Origin of the sequence: Pseudomonas sp. NPDC089392 (genome assembly GCF_044749595.1) — a bacterium.
GTDB lineage: Bacteria > Pseudomonadota > Gammaproteobacteria > Pseudomonadales > Pseudomonadaceae > Aquipseudomonas.
On record NZ_JBIVIF010000062.1, the window covers coordinates 1 to 19191 of the forward strand.

General features: G+C 63.2%; 17 protein-coding genes. 14 read left to right on the forward strand and 3 right to left on the reverse strand.

Translation table 11 applies throughout. The annotated features are described in order from the left end of the window. Window positions 1-164 precede the first annotated feature (164 nt). Entirely contained in the window at window positions 165-1163 is a 999-nt protein-coding gene (locus ACIP1G_RS29785) for an alpha/beta hydrolase family protein (protein WP_400743758.1), read from the reverse strand. Window positions 1164-1258: 95 nt separating this feature from the next. Between ACIP1G_RS29785 and ACIP1G_RS29790 the strand changes: the two genes are divergently transcribed. From ACIP1G_RS29790 to trpE, 9 genes are all read left to right on the forward strand, one after another. Then, complete coding sequence (locus ACIP1G_RS29790; RefSeq protein ID WP_400743760.1) at window positions 1259-3646, forward strand: PAS domain S-box protein; 2388 nt, start codon at window positions 1259-1261, stop codon at window positions 3644-3646. A gap of 10 nt (window positions 3647-3656) precedes the next feature. After that, a complete protein-coding gene (locus ACIP1G_RS29795; protein WP_400743763.1) occupies window positions 3657-4286 on the forward strand; it encodes a response regulator in 630 nt (209 codons plus the stop codon). A gap of 295 nt (window positions 4287-4581) precedes the next feature. Then, window positions 4582-5706 carry an ABC transporter ATP-binding protein gene (locus tag ACIP1G_RS29800; RefSeq protein WP_016715779.1) on the forward strand — a complete coding sequence of 375 codons (1125 nt, stop codon included), beginning with the start codon at window positions 4582-4584 and terminating at the stop codon, window positions 5704-5706. 40 nt (window positions 5707-5746) lie between these two features. Beyond that, on the forward strand, window positions 5747-6781 hold the full coding sequence (locus ACIP1G_RS29805; RefSeq protein WP_400743766.1) for an ABC transporter substrate-binding protein: 1035 nt from the start codon (window positions 5747-5749) through the stop codon (window positions 6779-6781). A gap of 61 nt (window positions 6782-6842) precedes the next feature. Beyond that, the gene (locus ACIP1G_RS29810) at window positions 6843-8090 is read left to right on the forward strand and encodes an ABC transporter permease (protein WP_400743769.1); all 1248 of its coding nucleotides are present in this window, start codon (window positions 6843-6845) and stop codon (window positions 8088-8090) included. A gap of 11 nt (window positions 8091-8101) precedes the next feature. Then, window positions 8102-8929 (forward strand): ABC transporter permease, encoded by an 828-nt coding sequence (locus ACIP1G_RS29815; protein WP_284355526.1) that lies wholly within the window; start codon window positions 8102-8104, stop codon window positions 8927-8929. Between the two features lie 198 nt (window positions 8930-9127). Next, window positions 9128-9802, forward strand: coding sequence for a ribulose-phosphate 3-epimerase (rpe, locus tag ACIP1G_RS29820; RefSeq protein ID WP_400743772.1), 675 nt, complete (start codon window positions 9128-9130; stop codon window positions 9800-9802). Next, complete coding sequence (locus tag ACIP1G_RS29825; protein ID WP_400743775.1) at window positions 9799-10617, forward strand: phosphoglycolate phosphatase; 819 nt, start codon at window positions 9799-9801, stop codon at window positions 10615-10617. Before rpe ends, ACIP1G_RS29825 begins: the two co-directional genes overlap by 4 nt. A gap of 68 nt (window positions 10618-10685) precedes the next feature. Beyond that, window positions 10686-12167, forward strand: a complete 1482-nt coding sequence (trpE, locus tag ACIP1G_RS29830; RefSeq protein WP_400743778.1) for an anthranilate synthase component I — start codon at window positions 10686-10688, stop codon at window positions 12165-12167. Window positions 12168-12299: 132 nt separating this feature from the next. On the opposite strand, the gene estP is transcribed toward trpE, so the two are convergent. Continuing rightward, window positions 12300-14180 (reverse strand): esterase EstP, encoded by a 1881-nt coding sequence (estP, locus tag ACIP1G_RS29835; protein WP_400743780.1) that lies wholly within the window; start codon window positions 14178-14180, stop codon window positions 12300-12302. Window positions 14181-14548: 368 nt separating this feature from the next. On the opposite strand from estP, the gene ACIP1G_RS29840 reads away from it, so the two are divergent. The 4 genes from ACIP1G_RS29840 to ACIP1G_RS29855 all read left to right on the forward strand — a co-directional run bounded on the left by ACIP1G_RS29840 (window position 14549) and on the right by ACIP1G_RS29855 (window position 17886). Then, window positions 14549-15142 carry an aminodeoxychorismate/anthranilate synthase component II gene (locus tag ACIP1G_RS29840; protein WP_400743783.1) on the forward strand — a complete coding sequence of 198 codons (594 nt, stop codon included), beginning with the start codon at window positions 14549-14551 and terminating at the stop codon, window positions 15140-15142. Between the two features lie 9 nt (window positions 15143-15151). Next, on the forward strand, window positions 15152-16201 hold the full coding sequence (gene trpD, locus ACIP1G_RS29845; RefSeq protein ID WP_400743785.1) for an anthranilate phosphoribosyltransferase: 1050 nt from the start codon (window positions 15152-15154) through the stop codon (window positions 16199-16201). After that, complete coding sequence (trpC, locus tag ACIP1G_RS29850) at window positions 16198-17031, forward strand: indole-3-glycerol phosphate synthase TrpC (protein WP_346643728.1); 834 nt, start codon at window positions 16198-16200, stop codon at window positions 17029-17031. Before trpD ends, trpC begins: the two co-directional genes overlap by 4 nt. A gap of 150 nt (window positions 17032-17181) precedes the next feature. Then, entirely contained in the window at window positions 17182-17886 is a 705-nt protein-coding gene (locus tag ACIP1G_RS29855) for a biotin/lipoate A/B protein ligase family protein (protein ID WP_400743787.1), read from the forward strand. Here the strand turns inward: ACIP1G_RS29855 and crp are convergent. After that, the gene (gene crp, locus ACIP1G_RS29860) at window positions 17883-18527 is read right to left on the reverse strand and encodes a cAMP-activated global transcriptional regulator CRP (protein WP_400743790.1); all 645 of its coding nucleotides are present in this window, start codon (window positions 18525-18527) and stop codon (window positions 17883-17885) included. The two genes, ACIP1G_RS29855 and crp, sit on opposite strands and share 4 nt — an antisense overlap. Window positions 18528-18715: 188 nt before the next feature. Here crp and ACIP1G_RS29865 point away from each other — a divergent pair, with 188 nt between their 5' ends. Then, window positions 18716-19138: an OsmC family protein gene (locus tag ACIP1G_RS29865; protein WP_004376171.1), complete on the forward strand. Its 423-nt coding sequence runs from the start codon at window positions 18716-18718 to the stop codon at window positions 19136-19138. Window positions 19139-19191 lie beyond the last annotated feature (53 nt).

The following is a 19191-nucleotide window of genomic DNA, read 5'->3' on the forward strand; positions in this document are numbered from 1 at the left end:
AGCAAGGGTGGCATTCGCCCTGATGAAAAATCAGGACGAATACACCACCAAAGGCATCAAACCGGCTTGCTGAAAACCATAGAATCTCCCACAGGATTTCCGCAGCCCTTGATCCCTGCGTTGTACCTGTGGGAGCGGGTTTACCCGCGAATGCCCAAACGGCTTTATCCCTGCGGGCTCATCCACCCCCGCACCCGGCGGAACAGTTGTTCCTGCTCGGCGGCCTTGTTCCCCGGCATGGCAATCAGCGACAACTGCCGGTACTGGCTGTCCTTCTGCCGCTTGCTGGCCTGCAGGCGCTGCTCGGCCGCGTTGCGATCGGCGCTACGGGTGGCGTAGTAGATATCGGCTGTCGGCAACTTCAAGGTAGGCGCCAGGCTTTCCAGGTCATGCTCCACTCGCGCTGGCGTCTGCGCGGCCACCATCACCAGTTTTTGCACCTGCGGTGGCTGTTTCTCGCTCAGGTAGCGCGCCGCCCAATACGCACCGCTGCCATGGCCGATCAGCACAATACTGCGGGCGTTGTGCTGCTGGGCAAAGGCCACGGCGGCATCCAGGCGGGCGAAAATGCGCTCGGCATCGGCCGGGTCGGTCTGTTCGCTGGCCTGTTCGGCGTCAGTACTTTCCGCCGTGTCGGCTTCGGCTGCCGTGGCCTGGGCGACGTTGGCATTGGCATCGGCCGGTACGCCCTTGGCCGGTGCGCTTTCGCCGTTGGCTGTTTGTGGCTCGGCAGCGGGTTTGGCCTCGACGCGCGCTTGCGGGCTGTCGGCAAGCAGGTCAGGCAGGCTGACGCTCAGGCTGTGCCAGCCGATATCAGGGAACTTCTGCCGCAGCGGACCGACTGCGTTCGGCCAGTCGGCCGTTTCGCCAGCGCCGGGGACGATGATGACTGCACCTTGCGGGTCGCTGTCGTTGGCCGGTTTCCACAGCGCAAGGAAACTATCGGCACCGGCCTGCAGGGTCTGCTGCTCGGCCTTGGGTACCAGCCGCTCGAGGGCTTGGGCATCTTCCTGGCTGCGCTCCAGCAACGGCGGGCGTGGCGCTTCGGCAGCAGGTGCAGCGGTGGTGGTGGGCGGTTTTTCGGCATCGGCGGCCAGGGCGCCGAGTGGCAGGATCGAGGCCAGGCAGCACATTGCCAGCGTCGTGCGATAAAGTGTGGACATGAGTCAACCCGGGGCCAGAATGATACCGGCAGCCTAATAGTATTTGCCCGTGACGGCCATGCTGCATGGCCGCGTTTGCCAAGACGAGCGTGTTGATGAAGCGAGTGTGTCGCCTGTTGGTTATCGGCTGCTTGTGGCTGCCCTTGATAGCATTGGCCCGGCCCGAGGCGGTGCCTGCTGTCGTGCTGGAGCCTGCGCAGCAGCAGTGGCTGGATACCCATCGCAGCCTGCGCGTCGGCCTGGTGCTGCAGGCACCCTACGCTCAGTTCGACCGGCGCCTGCAGCAACTGTACGGGGCCAACGTAGAGCTGGTGAACAGCCTGGCGCAGGTGCTACGCCTGGACCTTACCTGGCGCAATTTTGCCGACCAGGCCAGCCTGGAACATGCCCTGCAGTCTGGGGAAATCGACTTTGCCCCCGGCCTTACCCAGACGCCGGCCAGCCTGCGCCTGTGGTTGTTCAGCGACCCGTACATGCGCGTGCCGCAGCTAGTGGTGGGGCCGCGCACCGGCGCCATGGCCGTGGAACTGGAAAAGCTTGAAGCCGAGCAGCGTGTGGCCGTGCGCATGCCCAGCCAGCTGGCGGACTACCTGCGTGGCAACTACGGCAACCTCAACCTGCAGGGCGTACCCGACGAGCGCGAAGCCCTGCAACTGGTGGTGGCTGGCCAGGCCAGCTTCGCGGTGCTGGATGAAGCGCAACTCAGCCGCCTGTCACGCGAGAGCGAGTTTGGTGAGCTGGCGGTAGTCGGCGATATCGGCCTGCCGCAGCTGCTGCGCATCGGTTCGCGACGCGACTGGCCGCTGCTGGCCGATGTGCTTGAGCGTGGCTTGCAGGCGCTGCCGGCCAAGGAGCTGGAGCAACTGCACCAGCGCTGGTTGCAGCCTAAGTACCCACGCCTGAGCGAGTCGCCCGGCTTCTGGCAGAACCTGGCCTTGCTGTTCGGCATGCTGCTGTTGTGCGCCCTGGCCACGCTGGTGTGGCAGCGCCGGCAGCAACGCCTGCTGGAACGCAGCCTGCTGGCCACGCGGGAAAGCCTGGCGGAGCGGCAAGTGCGCGAAGAGGCCCTGCGCCTGAGCCAGTTCGCCATCGACCAGAGCGCGGTAGGCATCCTTTGGGTCAACTGGGACAGCCACGTGCGCTACGCCAACCACGCCGCCGAGCGCATGCTGGGTTACGCCGAAGGCGCGCTGCTGGAGCGGCCGTTGAGCGATTTCGAGCCCAGCCTGAGCATGGACCGTTGGTTGGAACTGTGGAAAGGTGCGCGCACCGGGGCGGGCGGTATCGGCCAGTTCGAGACGCAGTGTCTGCGCGCCGACCAGAGCCTGCTGCCGGTGGAGCTGTCGCTGAGTTTTCTGCGCTTTCGTGACTCCGAGTACCTGGTGGTCTACCTCGCCGATGTCACCGAGCGCCACCGCGCCCTGGCGGCCCTGCGCGAAAGCGAGGCGCGGCTCAAGGGCATTGCTGGCAATGTGCCGGGCCTGGTGTTCCGCCTGGAGCGCGATCCGGCCGAGGGTGACCTGGAATTCCCCTACATCAGTGAGGGCAGCGAGGCCTTGGTGGGCTATGTGCCCAGCGAGATCCAGCACCCGCAGATGGGCCTGCGCAACCTGGTGCACCCCGAGGACCGCGCCGACTACCACCGCGTGCAGGACCTGGCCCTGGCCAGCGACCAGGACTGGTCCTGGCAAGGGCGCATCCTTACCCGCCAGGGCGAGCAACGCTGGGCCGACATCAAGGCCAGTACCCGGCGCCTGGCCAACGGCCAGGTGGTGTGGGACGGTGTGGTCTGGGACATCACCCAGGGCAAGCGGGCCGAGCTGGCGCTGGCCAAGTCCCAGGAGCAGCTGCGCGAACTGTCGGCCCACCTGGAGAGCGTGCGTGAAGAAGAAAAGGCCCGCATCGCGCGGGAAGTGCACGACGAATTGGGCCAGATGCTGACCGTGCTCAAGCTGGAGGTGTCAATGTGCGAGTTGGCCTTTGCCGAGCTGGACCCGGGTTTGCACGAACGCCTGGCCAGCATGAAGCGCCTGATCGCCCAGCTGTTCCAATTGGTGCGCGATGTGGCTACTGCCTTGCGCCCGCCGATTCTCGATGCCGGTATCGCCTCGGCCATCGAGTGGCAGGCGCGGCGCTTCGAGACGCGCACGCAAATCCCCTGCCTGGTGCAAGTACCGGATAATCTGCCAGCATTGAGTGATGCCAAGGCCACCGGCTTGTTTCGCATCCTCCAGGAGGCGCTGACCAACGTGATGCGCCACGCCCAGGCGCACAGCGTGGAGATCGAGCTGGTACATGAGGGCGGGCAGTTGCGTATGACGGTCAGCGATGATGGCCAGGGTTTCTGCCGCGAGCAGACCCGGCCCACCTCGTTTGGCCTGGTAGGGGTACGCGAGCGGGTGCTGATGCTGGGCGGCAGCATGGCGCTGGACAGTCAACCGGGCGAGGGCACCAGCCTGAGCGTGGCCATTCCGTTGGAGTAGGAGTACGAGCGTGATTCGAGTGCTGGTGGCCGAAGACCACACCATTGTCCGTGAAGGCATCAAGCAGTTGATTGGCCTGGCCAAGGACATGCAGGTGGCGGGGGAGGCCGGTAATGGCGAGCAATTGCTGGAAACCTTGCGGCACACGCCGTGCGAAGTGGTGCTGCTGGATATCTCGATGCCGGGGGTGAACGGGCTGGAAGCGATCCCGCGGATTCGCGCGTTGCACGATGCGCCGGCAATCCTGATGCTGTCGATGCACGATGAGGCACAGATGGCGGCGCGGGCGTTGAAAGCTGGCGCGGCGGGCTATGCCACCAAGGACAGTGACCCGGCGCTGCTGCTTACCGCCATCCGTCGGGTTGCCGCTGGCGGGCGTTATATCGACCCGGCACTGGCCGACCGTATGGTGTTCGAAGTGGGTCTGACCGAATCCCGACCGCTGCACACCCTGCTCTCGGAGCGGGAGTTTTCGGTGTTCGAACGCCTGGCCCAGGGCGCTAATGTCAACGACATCGCCCTGCAGCTGGCGTTGTCGAGCAAGACCATCAGTACCCACAAGGCACGCTTGATGCAGAAGCTGAAGGTGAACTCGCTGGCGGAGCTGGTGAAGTACGCCATGGAGCACAAGCTGGTCTGATTGCGACATATGCTTCCCGCAGCCTCACGCGCCCCCTGTAGGAGCGGGTTTACCCGCGAAAGGGCCTGGCCTGCTATGTGCGGTGCCTGAACCGGCCCTTTCGCGGGTAAACCCGCTCCTACAACGGGCGGCGCAGGGCTGAGGGGAGCATTCCAATCCCGCCATCTTTGTAGGGGGATCCCTACAACAAATCTTCCATCCGGATGATGGCATTCTCTCAGCACCCCCGATTTCCGGGCGCCTGCGCCTCTTCTACTCTTTTGCCTACGCAGTCATCCAACAAGAAGGTGCAGGCATGAGCGAGGCGAAGTCGAACGCTGCTACCAGCGAAACGCTGGTCAGCTTCCGTGGTGTGCAGAAGAGCTACGACGGCGAGTCGCTGATCGTCAAAGACCTCAACCTGGAAATCCGCAAGGGCGAGTTCCTCACCCTGCTTGGCCCGTCCGGCTCGGGCAAGACCACCAGCCTGATGATGCTGGCCGGCTTCGAAACCCCCACCGCCGGTGAAATCCAGCTGGCCGGGCGCTCGATCAACAACGTGCCGCCGCACAAGCGCGACATCGGCATGGTGTTCCAGAACTACGCGCTGTTCCCGCACATGACGGTGGCCGAGAACCTGGCCTTCCCGCTGACCGTGCGCAACCTGAGCAAGACCGACATCAGCGAGCGGGTCAAGCGCGTGCTGAACATGGTCCAGCTCGACGCGTTTGCCAAGCGCTACCCCGGCCAGCTGTCCGGTGGCCAGCAGCAGCGCGTGGCCCTGGCCCGGGCGCTGGTGTTCGAGCCGCAGCTGGTATTGATGGACGAACCGCTCGGCGCGCTGGACAAGCAGCTGCGTGAACACATGCAGATGGAGATCAAGCACATCCACCAGCGCCTGGGCGTAACCGTGGTGTATGTCACCCACGACCAGGGCGAGGCGCTGACCATGTCCGACCGCGTGGCGGTGTTCCACCAAGGCGAGATTCAGCAGATCGCCGACCCGCGCACGCTGTACGAAGAACCCTGCAATACCTTCGTTGCCAACTTCATCGGTGAGAACAACCGCATCAACGGCACCCTGCTGGCCAGTGATGGCAAGCGCTGCCAGGTGCAGTTGCCGCGCGGCGAACGGGTCGAGGCACTGGCGGTAAATGTCGGCCAGGCCGGCGAGCCGGTAACCCTGTCGATCCGCCCCGAACGCGTGCGCCTGAACGGCCACAGCGAAAGTTGCGTCAACCGCTTCTCTGGCCGGGTGGCCGAGTTCATTTACCTGGGCGACCACGTGCGGGTGCGCCTGGAGGTTTGCGGCAAGGGCGACTTCTTCGTGAAACAGCCGATTGCCGAGCTCGACCCGGCCCTGGCTGTGGGCGATGTGGTACCGCTGGGCTGGGAGGTGGAGCACGCCCGCGCGCTCGATCCGATTGCCGAAGCCCATTGATGGATTGCTTCACCAACCCTGTACTGTGGAGAGAATAATAATGCGCAAGCAGTTGAAACTGACCGCCCTGGCCCTGGGGCTGTTCGCCGCTGGCCAGGCCATGGCCGCAGACCTCACCGTGATCTCGTTCGGCGGTGCCAACAAGGCTGCTCAGGTCAAGGCGTTCTACGAGCCATGGGAGAAGGCGGGTAATGGCAAGATCGTCGCCGGTGAGTACAACGGCGAAATGGCCAAGGTCAAGGCGATGGTAGACACCAAGAGCGTGTCGTGGAACCTGGTAGAGGTCGAGTCGCCAGAGCTGGCGCGCGGTTGCGATGAGGGCATGTTCGAAGAGCTCGACCCAGCCCTGTTCGGCAACGAGGCCGATTACGTGCCGGGTGCCATCCAGCCTTGCGGTGTAGGCTTCTTCGTCTGGTCCACGGTCATGGCCTACAACGCCGACAAGCTCAAGACCGCACCTACCAGCTGGGCCGATTTCTGGGACACCAAGCAGTTCCCAGGCAAGCGTGGCCTGCGCAAAGGCGCCAAGTACACGATGGAATTCGCACTGATGGCCGATGGCGTTGCGCCCAAGGACGTCTACAAAGTCCTGGCGACCAAGGAAGGCCAGGACCGTGCATTCAAGAAGCTCGACGAACTCAAGCCCAGCATCCAGTGGTGGGAAGCTGGCGCACAGCCGCCGCAGTTCCTGGCCTCGGGAGACGTGGTCATGAGCTCTGCCTACAACGGGCGTATTGCAGCGGTGCAGAAAGAGAGCAACCTCAAGGTGGTGTGGAACGGCGGCATCTACGACTTTGACGCCTGGGCGATCCCTAAAGGTGCCAAGAACGTGGAAGAGGCGAAGAAATTCATCGCCTACAGCGTCAAGCCCGAGCAGCAGAAGACCTACTCCGAGAACATCGCCTACGGCCCTGCCAACTCAAAGGCGGTGAGCCTGCTGTCGGATGAAGTGAAAAAGGACATGCCGACCACGCCTGAGAACATCGCCAACCAGGTGCAGATCGACGTGGCCTTCTGGGCCGACAACAGCGAGCAGCTGGAGCAACGCTTCAACGCCTGGGCGGCGAAGAAGTAATCGACCAGCGTAAGGGGGCCGCTTTGCGGCCCCATTTTCAGTTCGTATCGCGGAGTTCGCCATGGCCATTGCAGTGCCCCTCAACGAAGGCGCAGGTCCAAGTCTCAAGCAGCGCCTCAAGCACGCCGAGCGGGTCAACCGCTGGAAGGCGCAGGCGTTGATCGCGCCGCTGGCGCTGTTCCTTTTGCTGGTGTTCCTGGTGCCGATCGCGGCGCTGTTGTACAAGAGCGTCGGCAACCCGGAAGTGGTCGGCGGCCTGCCGCGCACGGTAGACATCATCACCCAGTGGGATGGCAAGAGCCTGCCGGGCGAGGATGTGTACAAGGCGCTGAGCCAGGACCTGGCCGAGTCGCGCAAGAAACAGACCCTTGGCGACCTTTCCAAGCGCTTGAACATGGAACTGGCCGGCTACCGCAGCCTGTTGACCAAGACAGCCCGGGCACTGCCATTCAAGGCAGAACCTGCCTCTTATAAAGACGCCTTGCAGGCCGTCGACGAGCGTTGGGGCGACCCGGCCTACTGGCAGGCGATCCGTCGCAATACCAGTACGGTCACCTCGTTCTACCTGCTGGCTGCGCTAGACCACCGTATCGATGATCTTGGCGAACTGGCCAAGGCCACCCCGGACCAGGCCATCTACCTGGACATATTTGCCCGCACCCTGTGGATGGGTGTGGTGATTACCGCCATCTGTCTGGTGCTGGCCTACCCGCTGGCTTACTTGCTGGCCAATCTGCCGACCCGGCAGAGCAACCTGTTGATGATTCTGGTACTGCTGCCGTTCTGGACCTCGATCCTGGTGCGGGTGGCGGCGTGGATCGTGCTGCTGCAGTCGGGTGGTCTGATCAACAGTGCGTTGATGGCCATGGGCATCATCGACCAGCCGCTGGAGTTGGTGTTCAACCGCACCGGCGTGTACATCTCGATGGTGCACATCCTGCTGCCGTTCATGATCCTGCCGCTGTACAGCGTGATGAAGGGCATTTCGCCCAGCTACATGCGTGCAGCGATCTCGCTGGGCTGCCACCCGTTCGCTAGCTTCTGGCGGGTGTACTTCCCGCAGACCTACGCCGGTGTCGGCGCCGGTTGCCTGCTGGTGTTCATCCTGGCCATCGGCTACTACATCACCCCGGCACTGCTGGGCAGCCCGAACGACCAGATGGTCAGCTACTTCGTCGCCTTCTATACCAACACCAGCATCAACTGGGGCATGGCCACCGCACTGGGCGGGCTGTTGCTGCTGGCGACCGTGCTGCTGTACCTGATCTATAGCTGGCTGGTCGGCGCCAGCCGCCTGCGCCTGAGCTGAGGAGCCTTGTCATGCTGAGCCCTTACATGTCGCCCGTGGAGCGGGTGTGGTTCTACAGCCTGCGCATTCTTTGCGGCTTGATCCTGTTGTTCCTGATCTTGCCGGTGCTGGTGATCGTGCCGTTGTCGTTCAACAGTGGCAGCTTCCTGGTGTACCCGCTGCAGGGCTTCTCGTTGCAGTGGTACCAGGACTTCTTCGGCTCGGCCGAGTGGATGCGCGCGCTGAAGAACAGCATCATCGTCGCCCCGGCGGCCACGGTGCTGGCCATGGTGTTCGGCACCCTGGCGGCCATCGGCCTGACCCGTGGCGATTTCCCCGGCAAGTCGCTGGTGATGGCGCTGGTGATTTCGCCGATGGTGGTGCCGGTGGTGATCATCGGTGTGGCCAGCTACCTGTTTTTTGCCCCGTTGGGCATGGGTAACAGCTTCACCTCGCTGATTCTGGTGCACGCGGTGCTGGGTGTGCCGTTCGTCATCATTACCGTGTCGGCGACCTTGCAGGGCTTCAACTACAACCTGGTGCGCGCGGCGGCCAGCCTGGGTGCCTCGCCGCTGCTTGCCTTCCGTCGGGTAACCCTGCCGCTGATCGCGCCTGGGGTGATCTCGGGGGCGCTGTTCGCCTTTGCCACCTCGTTTGACGAGGTGGTGGTGACGCTGTTCCTCGCCGGGCCGGAGCAGGCGACCCTGCCGCGGCAGATGTTCAGCGGTATTCGCGAGAACCTGAGCCCGACCATTGCTGCGGCGGCGACCTTGCTGATTGCCTTCTCGGTGATCTTGCTGCTGACCCTGGAGTGGTTGCGGGGGCGTAGCGAGAAGTTGAGAACCCAGCAGCCTGCTTGATGATGGATTGCCTGTGCCGGCCCTTTCGCGGCTAAAGCCGCTCCCACAGGGTTCTGCTGTCCCTGTGGGAGCGGCTTTAGCCGCGAAGAGGCCGGCACAGGTTACAACAACTGGTCGACACCCTTTGATACCAATCAGCCCTCATCCCTTTCCCTGAGTTACAATGCGCGCCACCGTGATTCTGCCAACAGGTGCGCCATGCAGCCCTACGCTATTGCCCCCTCCATTCTCTCTGCCGATTTCGCCCGCCTGGGCGAGGACGTCGACAAGGTATTGGCGGCGGGTGCCGACATCGTCCACTTCGATGTCATGGACAACCACTACGTTCCCAACCTGACCATCGGCCCGATGGTGTGCACCGCCCTGCGCAAGTACGGCGTCACCGCGCCAATCGACGTGCACCTGATGGTCAGCCCGGTCGACCGCATCATCGGCGACTTCATCGAAGCCGGCGCCACCTACATCACCTTCCACCCGGAAGCCTCGCAGCACGTCGACCGTTCGCTGCAGCTGATCAAGGACGGCGGCTGCAAGGCCGGCCTGGTGTTCAACCCGGCCACCAGCCTGGACGCCCTGAAGTACGTGATGGACAAGGTCGACATGGTGCTGCTGATGAGCGTCAACCCAGGCTTCGGCGGGCAGAAGTTCATCCCCGGCACCCTCGACAAGCTGCGCGAAGCGCGTGCGCTGATCGACGCCAGTGGCCGTGACATCCGCCTGGAAATCGACGGTGGCGTCAACGTCAACAACATCCGCGAGATCGCTGCCGCTGGCGCCGACACCTTCGTGGCCGGCTCGGCGATCTTCAACGCCCCGGACTACCAGGAAGTCATCGCCAAGATGCGCGCCGAACTGGCCCTGGCCCGCCCATGAGTGGCTTCGAGCAGCTGTTCCCGGGGGCGCTGCCCAGGCTGGTGATGTTCGATCTGGACGGTACCCTGATCGACTCTGTGCCAGACCTGGCCGCCGCCGTGGACCGCATGCTGCTCGAACTGGGGCGCCCGCCTGCTGGGCTTGAGGCGGTGCGCCACTGGGTTGGCAACGGCGCCCAGGTGCTGGTGCGCCGGGCGCTGGCGGGTGGCATCGACCACGCCGCCGTGGACGATGCGCTGGCCGAGCAGGCGCTGGCGCTGTTCATGGACGCCTATGCCGAAAGCCATGAACTCACCGTGGTCTACCCTGGAGTGAAAGACACCCTGCGCTGGCTGCAGAAGCAGGGCGTGGAAATGGCGCTGATCACCAACAAGCCGGAGCGCTTTGTTGCACCGCTGCTGGACCAGATGAAGATCGGCCGCTACTTCCGCTGGATCATTGGCGGCGACACCCTGCCGCAGAAAAAACCCGACCCGGCAGCGCTGCTGTTCGTCATGCAAATGGCAGGCGTCACCCCACAGCAGTCGCTGTTCATCGGCGATTCGCGCAGTGACGTGCTGGCGGCCAAGGCGGCCGGCGTGCAGTGCGTGGGCCTGACCTATGGCTACAACCATGGCCGGCCGATCAACGACGAATCCCCCAGCCTGGTGATCGACGACCTGCGCGCATTGCTGCCCGGTTGCGCAGACCCGGCCACTGGGATAACGTTGGCGGACCTTAAAGCCTCACAAGACAGAGAGTCCACCGTGGCGGTTACTGGCAAATTCTGGATGAAAGTCATCAAGGCCCTGGCCCGTTGGCGTTGGCGCGCCTGACTTTAGCCTGCCGGCGCGTGCCGGCCTGTCCGTTTGCCTGACCTATTGCTTTTGCCACGAGGCTACTCATGAACCGCGAAGAATTCCTGCGCCTGGCCGCTGCCGGCTACAACCGCATTCCCTTGGCCTGCGAAACCCTGGCCGACTTCGACACGCCGCTGTCGATCTACCTGAAGCTGGCTGACCAGCCCAACTCGTACCTGCTGGAATCGGTGCAGGGCGGCGAGAAGTGGGGCCGCTACTCGATGATCGGCCTGCCGTCGCGCACCGTGCTGCGTGTGCACGGCTACCACGTCAGCATCCTGCAGGATGGCGTCGAGGTGGAAAGCCATGATGTCGAAGACCCGCTGGCGTTCGTCGAAACCTTCAAGGACCGCTACAAGGTTGCTGATATCCCCGGCCTGCCGCGCTTCAACGGCGGCCTGGTCGGCTACTTCGGCTACGACTGCGTGCGCTATGTGGAGAAGCGCCTGGGCGCCTGCCCCAACCCGGACCCGCTGGGCGTGCCGGACATCCTGCTGATGGTGTCCGATGCGGTGGTGGTGTTCGACAACCTGGCGGGCAAGATGCACGCCATCGTGCTGGTCGACCCGGCTGAAGAACAGGCGTTCGAACAGGGCCAGGCACGCCTGCAAGGCCTGCTGGAAACCCTGCGCCAGCCGATCACCCCGCGCCGTGGCCTGGACCTGAGTGGCCCGATGGCTGCAGAACCGGCGTTCCGCTCAAGCTTTACCCAGGAAGATTACGAGCGCGCAGTCGACACCGTGAAGGAATACATCCTGGCGGGCGACTGCATGCAGGTGGTGCCGTCGCAGCGCATGTCGATCGACTTCAATGCTGCGCCTATCGACCTGTATCGCGCGCTGCGCTGCTTCAACCCGACGCCGTACATGTACTTCTTCAACTTTGGCGACTTCCACGTGGTCGGCAGCTCGCCCGAGGTGCTGGTACGTGTCGAAGATAACCTGGTCACCGTGCGCCCGATTGCCGGTACCCGCCCGCGTGGCGCGACCGAAGAGGCCGACCGCGCGCTGGAAGACGACCTGCTGTCGGACGACAAGGAAATCGCTGAACACCTGATGCTGATCGACCTGGGCCGCAACGACGTGGGCCGGGTGTCGTCGACCGGTAGCGTGCGCCTGACCGAGAAGATGGTGATCGAGCGTTATTCCAACGTGATGCACATCGTGTCCAACGTCACTGGCCAGCTGCGTGAAGGGCTGACGGCGATGGATGCACTGCGGGCGATCCTGCCGGCCGGTACGCTTTCGGGTGCACCGAAAATTCGTGCGATGGAGATCATCGACGAGCTGGAACCGGTCAAGCGTGGTGTTTACGGTGGTGCAGTGGGTTACTTTGCCTGGAACGGCAACATGGACACCGCGATTGCCATCCGTACTGCGGTAATCAAGGACGGTGAGTTGCATGTGCAGGCCGGTGGCGGCATCGTTGCCGACTCGGTGCCGGCGCTGGAGTGGGAAGAGACCATCAACAAGCGCCGGGCGATGTTCCGCGCGGTGGCTTTGGCTGAGCAGACTTCGGCCAAGTAAATTGATTGGGGCTGCTTTGCAGCCCATTCGCGGGTAAACCCGCTCCTACACGGATTGCGCAAGCCTCAAGCTTTACGCGGTCATTGTAGGAGCGGGTTTACCCGCGAAGGGCCGCACAGCGGCCCCAACAACCTAGAAGTCGACGCTGACCCCCAGGCTAACCCCCTGCTGCGTCACCTCATCACTCTTGCGCCAGTTGTAGTTCCCACGCACATGCACCCCCGCCACCACTTCATGGCTCACCCCCAGGCTCGCCCGGGTCAGATCGCTATGCGGCGTATACCCGGTCAAGGTGAAGTCATTCGCCGGCAAACTGGTCAGGTGCATAGTCACATCCTGCTGGTCATCCTCGAACTCATGCTCCTGCGCCACCTCGGCGAACAGCCGGGTACTCGGCAACACCTGCACGCTGCCCAGCAACCCCACCCCCAAACGGCGTGACGTGCGCTCCTGGTCATCGAAGCCCAGCGCCGTCGAGCGCCCACTCTTCTCGTCGTAGCCATCCACCTTCACCCGTGCATAGTCGGCACTGATGAACGGCGCCACCTGCCAGCTGCTGCTCTCGGCCGCTAGGTTGTAGCCCAGCCGCCCGGACATCGCCCAGGCCTCGCCATTGGTGTCGCCTTTCTCGCTGCGGTCGTTAACGCCAAGGGCGAAGGTGCGCTTGAGGTCGCTGTAGTCCAGGTGCCCGGCGGTCAGCGCGGCATCGGCCCACCAGTGGTCCTGACGGTATTGGGCGAAGGCGCTGGCCAGGTAGCTGTCCAGCTTGTAGTCCGAGTCCTGTGCGCCGGCTTCCAGTTTTTGCCGGTACACGCCACCGGCCAGGCCCAGGCGCCAGGCATCGTTCAGCCGGTAGCTGCCGCCCACGGTAAGGTTGTAGCCGCGGCCATCGCCGCTGGCTGCGCTGCGTTGGCCGTCGAAGTCCAGGTCCTGGGCGCCGGTGGCGACGAAGGCCTGCCACTGGCCAACCGCCTGCCAAGGTGTCTGCCACTGGTTGCGCAATTCATCCTGGTGGGCACGCAGGCTGGCGTGGGCCATTTCCGGCAGCAGGGTCAGCTCCCACGGGGCGGAGAGGATCGAGTAACCGTAATCGGCAATCAGTTGCTGGCCAGCGATGGTTGGGTGTACCGAGTCGTTGAACAGCAGCTTGGTCGGGTCTGGTGTGGTGCCGTTGATGCCGTACACCGGGTTTTCCACGCAGCCTTCACCGCTATAGCAGGTGCCGACCAGGTTCTGGCCAGTGGCCAGGCCGAACTGGCTGGGGCTGGCCAACGCCTCGCTCAGCAGCACGGGGATGTTCAGCGGGATAATCTCGGCATCGATCTGCCCCAACTGGCTGAGCAGCGACTGGTTGAAGGCGCCGGACAGCAATGACAGCGGGTTTTGCTGCGGCGTGCCGCTGAAGTTCGGCGTTTGGCCGAGGTCGGGCAATAGCCAGACCATGATGTAGCGCGCGCCGCCTTGTTGCAGGGCCTGGGCGCTGGCGGCCAGCCGTGCACCGGCGGCCACGGCGTCGGCGGGGCTGTTGACCAGGCCTTGCAGGAAGTCGTTACCGCCCCCGGTCAGGTAGTACAGCGCGTTGGGGTCGGCGCGCAGGCCATTGGCCAGGTAACCCGGCTTTTCCCGGAGTACCTGCCCGGCACCGGGGCGCCCTGGCGGGATCACCGTCTCGGAAGTGGTGGTGATCGAGTCCAGGATCTGCTGGGTGGTGTAGCCGCCGACTGCCCAGTTATTACCGTCGGGGATCCCCAGCGCCGGATTGACAGGAGAGGTGGAGGGGCCAAGCTCGGTCGGGTTCACACCCAGCCGCCCACCCAGGATCATTGGCGACACCGGGGCAAAATTGCCATTGGCATCGCGGTTGGTGAAGCGCGCGCCGCCAAATTGCCCGGCGTCGCTGAGGCTGTCGCCAAACACGATCATGCTGGAGTAGGGCGAAGGGGCGGCGATCGCCTGGCTACAGGCGAATGCCAATGTGGCGAGGGTAAAGCGCAATAACGGGGCTTTTCGCATCTGGGAACATCCTTTTCATTGTTTTTATCAGGACAACCCGAACGACCTTAGCAAATCGCGGGGCATCCCTCCCAAGTCCATTCGTTTCCCCGTGTTTACGGGCATATTGCGCCCGCCGCCCCGGTAGGCTACTGTGCCGGGACGTATGAGCGAGACCTATCCTGTGTTGATCGTCAGTAAACTCTTGATGCGCGTAATCAAGGCCCACGCCCGTTGGCGTTGGCGCGCCTGACTTTATCCCCTGCCGGCCCGCCCGGCCCGCCCCCGTTTGCCTTACTGTCTACCGCCCGTTAAAGGCCAAGCTGCGCCTGCGGCAGGAGCAAGAAGGTTCGAATTCTGAAGTCAGTAGATTCAAGAGGTTTAACACGATGTTACTGATGATCGACAATTACGACTCATTCACTTACAACGTCGTTCAGTACCTTGGCGAGCTGGGTGCCGAGGTCAAGGTCATTCGCAATGACGAAATGACCATCGCCCAGATCGAAGCCCTCAACCCCGAGCGCATCGTCGTATCCCCAGGCCCGTGCACGCCGAGCGAGGCGGGTGTGTCCATAGAAGCCATCCTGCATTTTGCCGGCAAGCTGCCGATCCTCGGCGTATGCCTGGGCCACCAGTCCATCGGCCAGGCCTTTGGCGGTGACGTGGTGCGTGCGCGCCAGGTAATGCACGGCAAGACCAGCCCGGTACACCACCGTGACCTGGGTGTGTTCGCCGAGCTCAATAACCCGCTCACCGTGACCCGTTACCACTCCCTGGTGGTCAAGCGCGAGACCCTGCCCGACTGTTTGGAAGTCACCGCCTGGACTGCTCATGCAGACGGGTCGGTCGACGAAATCATGGGCCTGCGTCACAAGACCCTTAATATTGAAGGGGTGCAGTTCCACCCCGAGTCGATCCTCACCGAGCAGGGCCACGAGCTGTTCGCCAACTTCCTCAAGCAGACCGGCGGCCGCCGCTAAGGATCGAACATGGATATCAAGAGCGCGTTGAGCCGTATCGTCGGCCAACTGGACCTTTCCACCGAAGAAATGCGCGACGTCATGCGCCAGATCATGACCGGCCAGTGCAGCGAGGCGCAGATCGGCGCCTTCCTGATGGGCATGCGCATGAAAAGCGAGAGCATCGACGAAATCGTCGGTGCGGTATCGGTGATGCGTGAGCTGGCCGACAAGGTCGAACTGCAAAGCCTCGATGGTGTGGTCGATATCGTCGGTACCGGCGGTGATGGCGCCAACATCTTCAACGTGTCCACCGCCTCGTCGTTCGTGCTGGCGGCCGCGGGCTGCACCGTGGCCAAACACGGCAACCGCGCGGTGTCGGGCAAGAGCGGCAGCGCCGATCTGCTGGAAGCCGCCGGTATCTACCTGAACCTGACGCCAATCCAGGTGGCCCGCTGCATCGACAGCTTAGGGATAGGTTTCATGTTCGCGCAAAGCCATCACTCGGCCATGAAGTATGCTGCAGGCCCGCGTCGCGACCTGGGGCTGCGTACCCTGTTCAACATGCTCGGCCCGCTTACGAATCCGGCTGGGGTGAAGCATCAGGTGGTTGGCGTGTTTGCCCAGGCTCTGTGCCGCCCGTTGGCCGAGGTGCTGCAGCGCCTGGGTAGCAAGCATGTGCTGGTGGTGCACTCGAAAGACGGCCTGGATGAGTTCAGCCTGGCTGCGCCCACCTTCGTCGCCGAATTGAAGAACGACGAAATCACTGAATACTGGGTCGAGCCGGAAGACCTCGGCATGAAGAGCCAGAGCCTGCATGGCCTGGCCGTCGAGAACCCGCAAGCGTCGCTGGAATTGATCCGCGATGCGCTGGGCCGGCGCAAGACTGAAAACGGGCAGAAGGCTGCGGAAATGATCGTGCTCAACGCGGGCGCGGCACTGTATGCCGCCGATCATGCAATGACCTTGGCCCAAGGTGTGGAACTGGCACACGACGTGTTGCACACCGGGCTGGCCTGGGAGAAGTTGCAGGAACTGGGTGCCTTTACTGCAGTATTCAAGGTGGAGAACGAAGCATGAGTGTGCCGACGGTGCTGGAAAGGATCATTGCCCGCAAGTTCCAGGAAGTGGCCGAGCGCAGCGCGCGGGTCAGCCTCGCCGAACTGGAGCGCCTGGCCAAGGCCGCCGACGCCCCGCGCGGCTTCGCCAATGCCTTGATCGAGCAGGCCAAGCGCAAGCAGCCGGCGGTGATTGCCGAAATCAAGAAAGCTTCGCCAAGCAAGGGCGTAATCCGCGAAAACTTCGTACCGGCGGAAATCGCCGTCAGCTACGAGAAGGGCGGCGCTACCTGCCTGTCGGTGCTGACCGACGTCGATTATTTCCAGGGTGCCGACGAGTACCTGCAGCAGGCCCGTGCGGCGGTTTCGCTGCCGGTGATCCGCAAGGACTTCATGGTCGACCCGTACCAGATTGTCGAGGCCCGAGCCCTGGGTGCGGACTGCGTACTGTTGATCGTGTCGGCGCTGGATGATGTGAAAATGGCCGAACTGGCCGCCACGGCCAAAGACGTCGGCCTCGATGTGCTGGTGGAAGTGCACGACGGCGATGAGCTGGAGCGCGCGCTGAAAACCCTGGATACGCCGCTGGTGGGGGTGAACAACCGTAACCTGCACACCTTCGAAGTCAGCCTGGAAACCACTCTCGACCTGCTGCCGCGCATTCCGCGTGATCGCCTGGCGATTACCGAGAGCGGCATCTTGAACAGGGCCGATGTGGAGCTGATGGCGATCAACGAGGTTTACTCGTTCCTGGTGGGTGAGGCGTTTATGCGCGCCGAGCAGCCTGGGCTGGAATTGCAGCGGTTGTTCTTCCCGGAACAGGTGAAGAAGACTGTTCAGCAATTGGACTGATCGAAATGAAGCCGGCGTTTTTGCCGGCTTTTTTGTATGCCTGGAATGGCCTCTTCGCGGGTGAACCCGCTCCTACAACGGGACGCATACCTGTGTAGGAGCGGGTTCACCCGCGAAGAGGCCTTTGAAAATAACATCAAAGGTGGATCAATGACCGATCAACCCCTGGCCCTGACCGTCGAACAGGGCCTGCACGCCGAACAGGAATTGCTGGCCGCCGTTTGCCGCGGCGAACGCGAGAGTGGCGTGCTGTTCTGGCGCCCCACCGACCACGCCTTGGTCATGCCCCGGCGCATGAGCCGCCTGGAAAACTTCGAAGCCGCCTGCGCGGAACTGGCCATTGCCGGCTGGCCGGTGCTGCTGCGCGAAACCGGCGGTGAGCCAGTCCCGCAGTCGCATTCCACCGTGAACGTTGCACTGGTCTATGCCGCGCCACGCAGCGAAGGCGACCACGGCCGCATCGAAAATGCCTACGAGCGCCTGTGCCTGCCGCTGTGCGACGTGCTGCGCGAGTGGGGTGGGGTGGCGTCGGTAGGGGAAATTGACGGGGCCTTCTGCGATGGCCGCTACAACGTCAACCTCAATGGCCGCAAACTGGTGGGCACCGCCCAGCGCTGGCGCCAGGGGCTGGGCGGCAAGCGCCCTGTGGTGCTGGTACACGGTGCTTTGCTGTTGGACAACGAGCGCGAATCGATGGTGGCGGCGGTCAACCGTTTCAACGAGTGCTGCGAGCTGGAGCAACGTTGCCGCGCCGATGCGCATATTGCCTTGCACGAAGTGGCACCCGCAGCACCCTGGTTCGAGCGCCTTTCACAGGCCTACGCCAAGGTACTGGCCGAGCTGCCCAAGGACTAGCGGGTACCGTAGACCACCATGGTCTTGCCCTTGACCTGTACCAGGCTGCGCTCTTCGAGGTCCTTGAGGACGCGGCCGACCATTTCCCGCGAGCAGCCAACGATGCGGCCGATTTCCTGGCGGGTGATCTTGATCTGCATGCCGTCGGGGTGGGTCATGGCATCGGGTTGCTTGCACAGTTCCAGCAGGCAGCGAGCAACCCGTCCGGTGACGTCGAAGAACGCCAGGTCGCCAACCTTGCGCGTGGTGTTGCGCAGGCGCTGGGCCATCTGGCTGCCCAGGGCGTAGAGGATTTCCGGGTCCTGGCGCGCCAGTTCGCGAAATTTCTCGTAGCTTATTTCGGCCACTTCGCATTCGGTCTTGGCGCGTACCCAGGCGCTGCGCTGCTGTTGGCCATCAACCGGTTCGAACAAGCCCAGCTCGCCAAAGAAATCGCCAGTGTTGAGGTAGGCGATGATCATTTCATGGCCGTCGTCGTCCTCGATGAGGATGGTCACCGAGCCCTTGATGATGAACGACAGTGTCTCCGCCCGGTCACCGGCACAGATGATATTGCTTTTGGCTGTGTAGCGGCGGCGCTGGCAGTGCACCAGCAATCTGTCGATGTTCTTGATCTTGGCGGGTAGGGCGGAGGCAACCATCACGAAATCCTGTTCGATGTGACGCATAGGCTTTTTATAAGGGTTGGCTGGCAAGCGCCAGTCATTTGGCGCCAGCTTATCAGACACTACGGGATGTTTCGGCACTAAACCGACACGTCTCGTACTTTTCCCACAGCCGCACAAGGTCTAAGCTGACACCCTTTTCCGAAAATCAGGAGTCCAGGTAGATGAAGGCACGTATCCAGTGGGCCGGTGAGGCAATGTTCCTCGGCGAATCGGGGAGCGGCCATGTCGTCGTGATGGACGGCCCGCCCGAGGCCGGCGGCCGCAACCTGGGTGTGCGCCCGATGGAAATGCTGTTGTTGGGCCTGGGTGGCTGCAGCAGCTTTGACGTGGTCAGCATCCTGAAGAAGTCGCGCCAGGCGGTGGAAAGTTGCGAGGCGTTCCTGGAGGCCGAGCGCGCCAGTGAAGACCCGAAGGTGTTTACCAAGATCCACATGAATTTCGTGGTGAAGGGCCGTGGGCTGAAAGAAGCGCAGGTCAAGCGGGCGGTTGAGCTGTCGGCGGAGAAGTACTGCTCGGCTTCGATCATGCTTGAGCGTGCCGGGGTTGAGATTACCCACGGGTACGAGATCGTAGAGCTGGGTTAAGGCATAGATTTTGGGGCCGCTTTGCGGCCCATCGCGACACAAGGCCGCTCCTA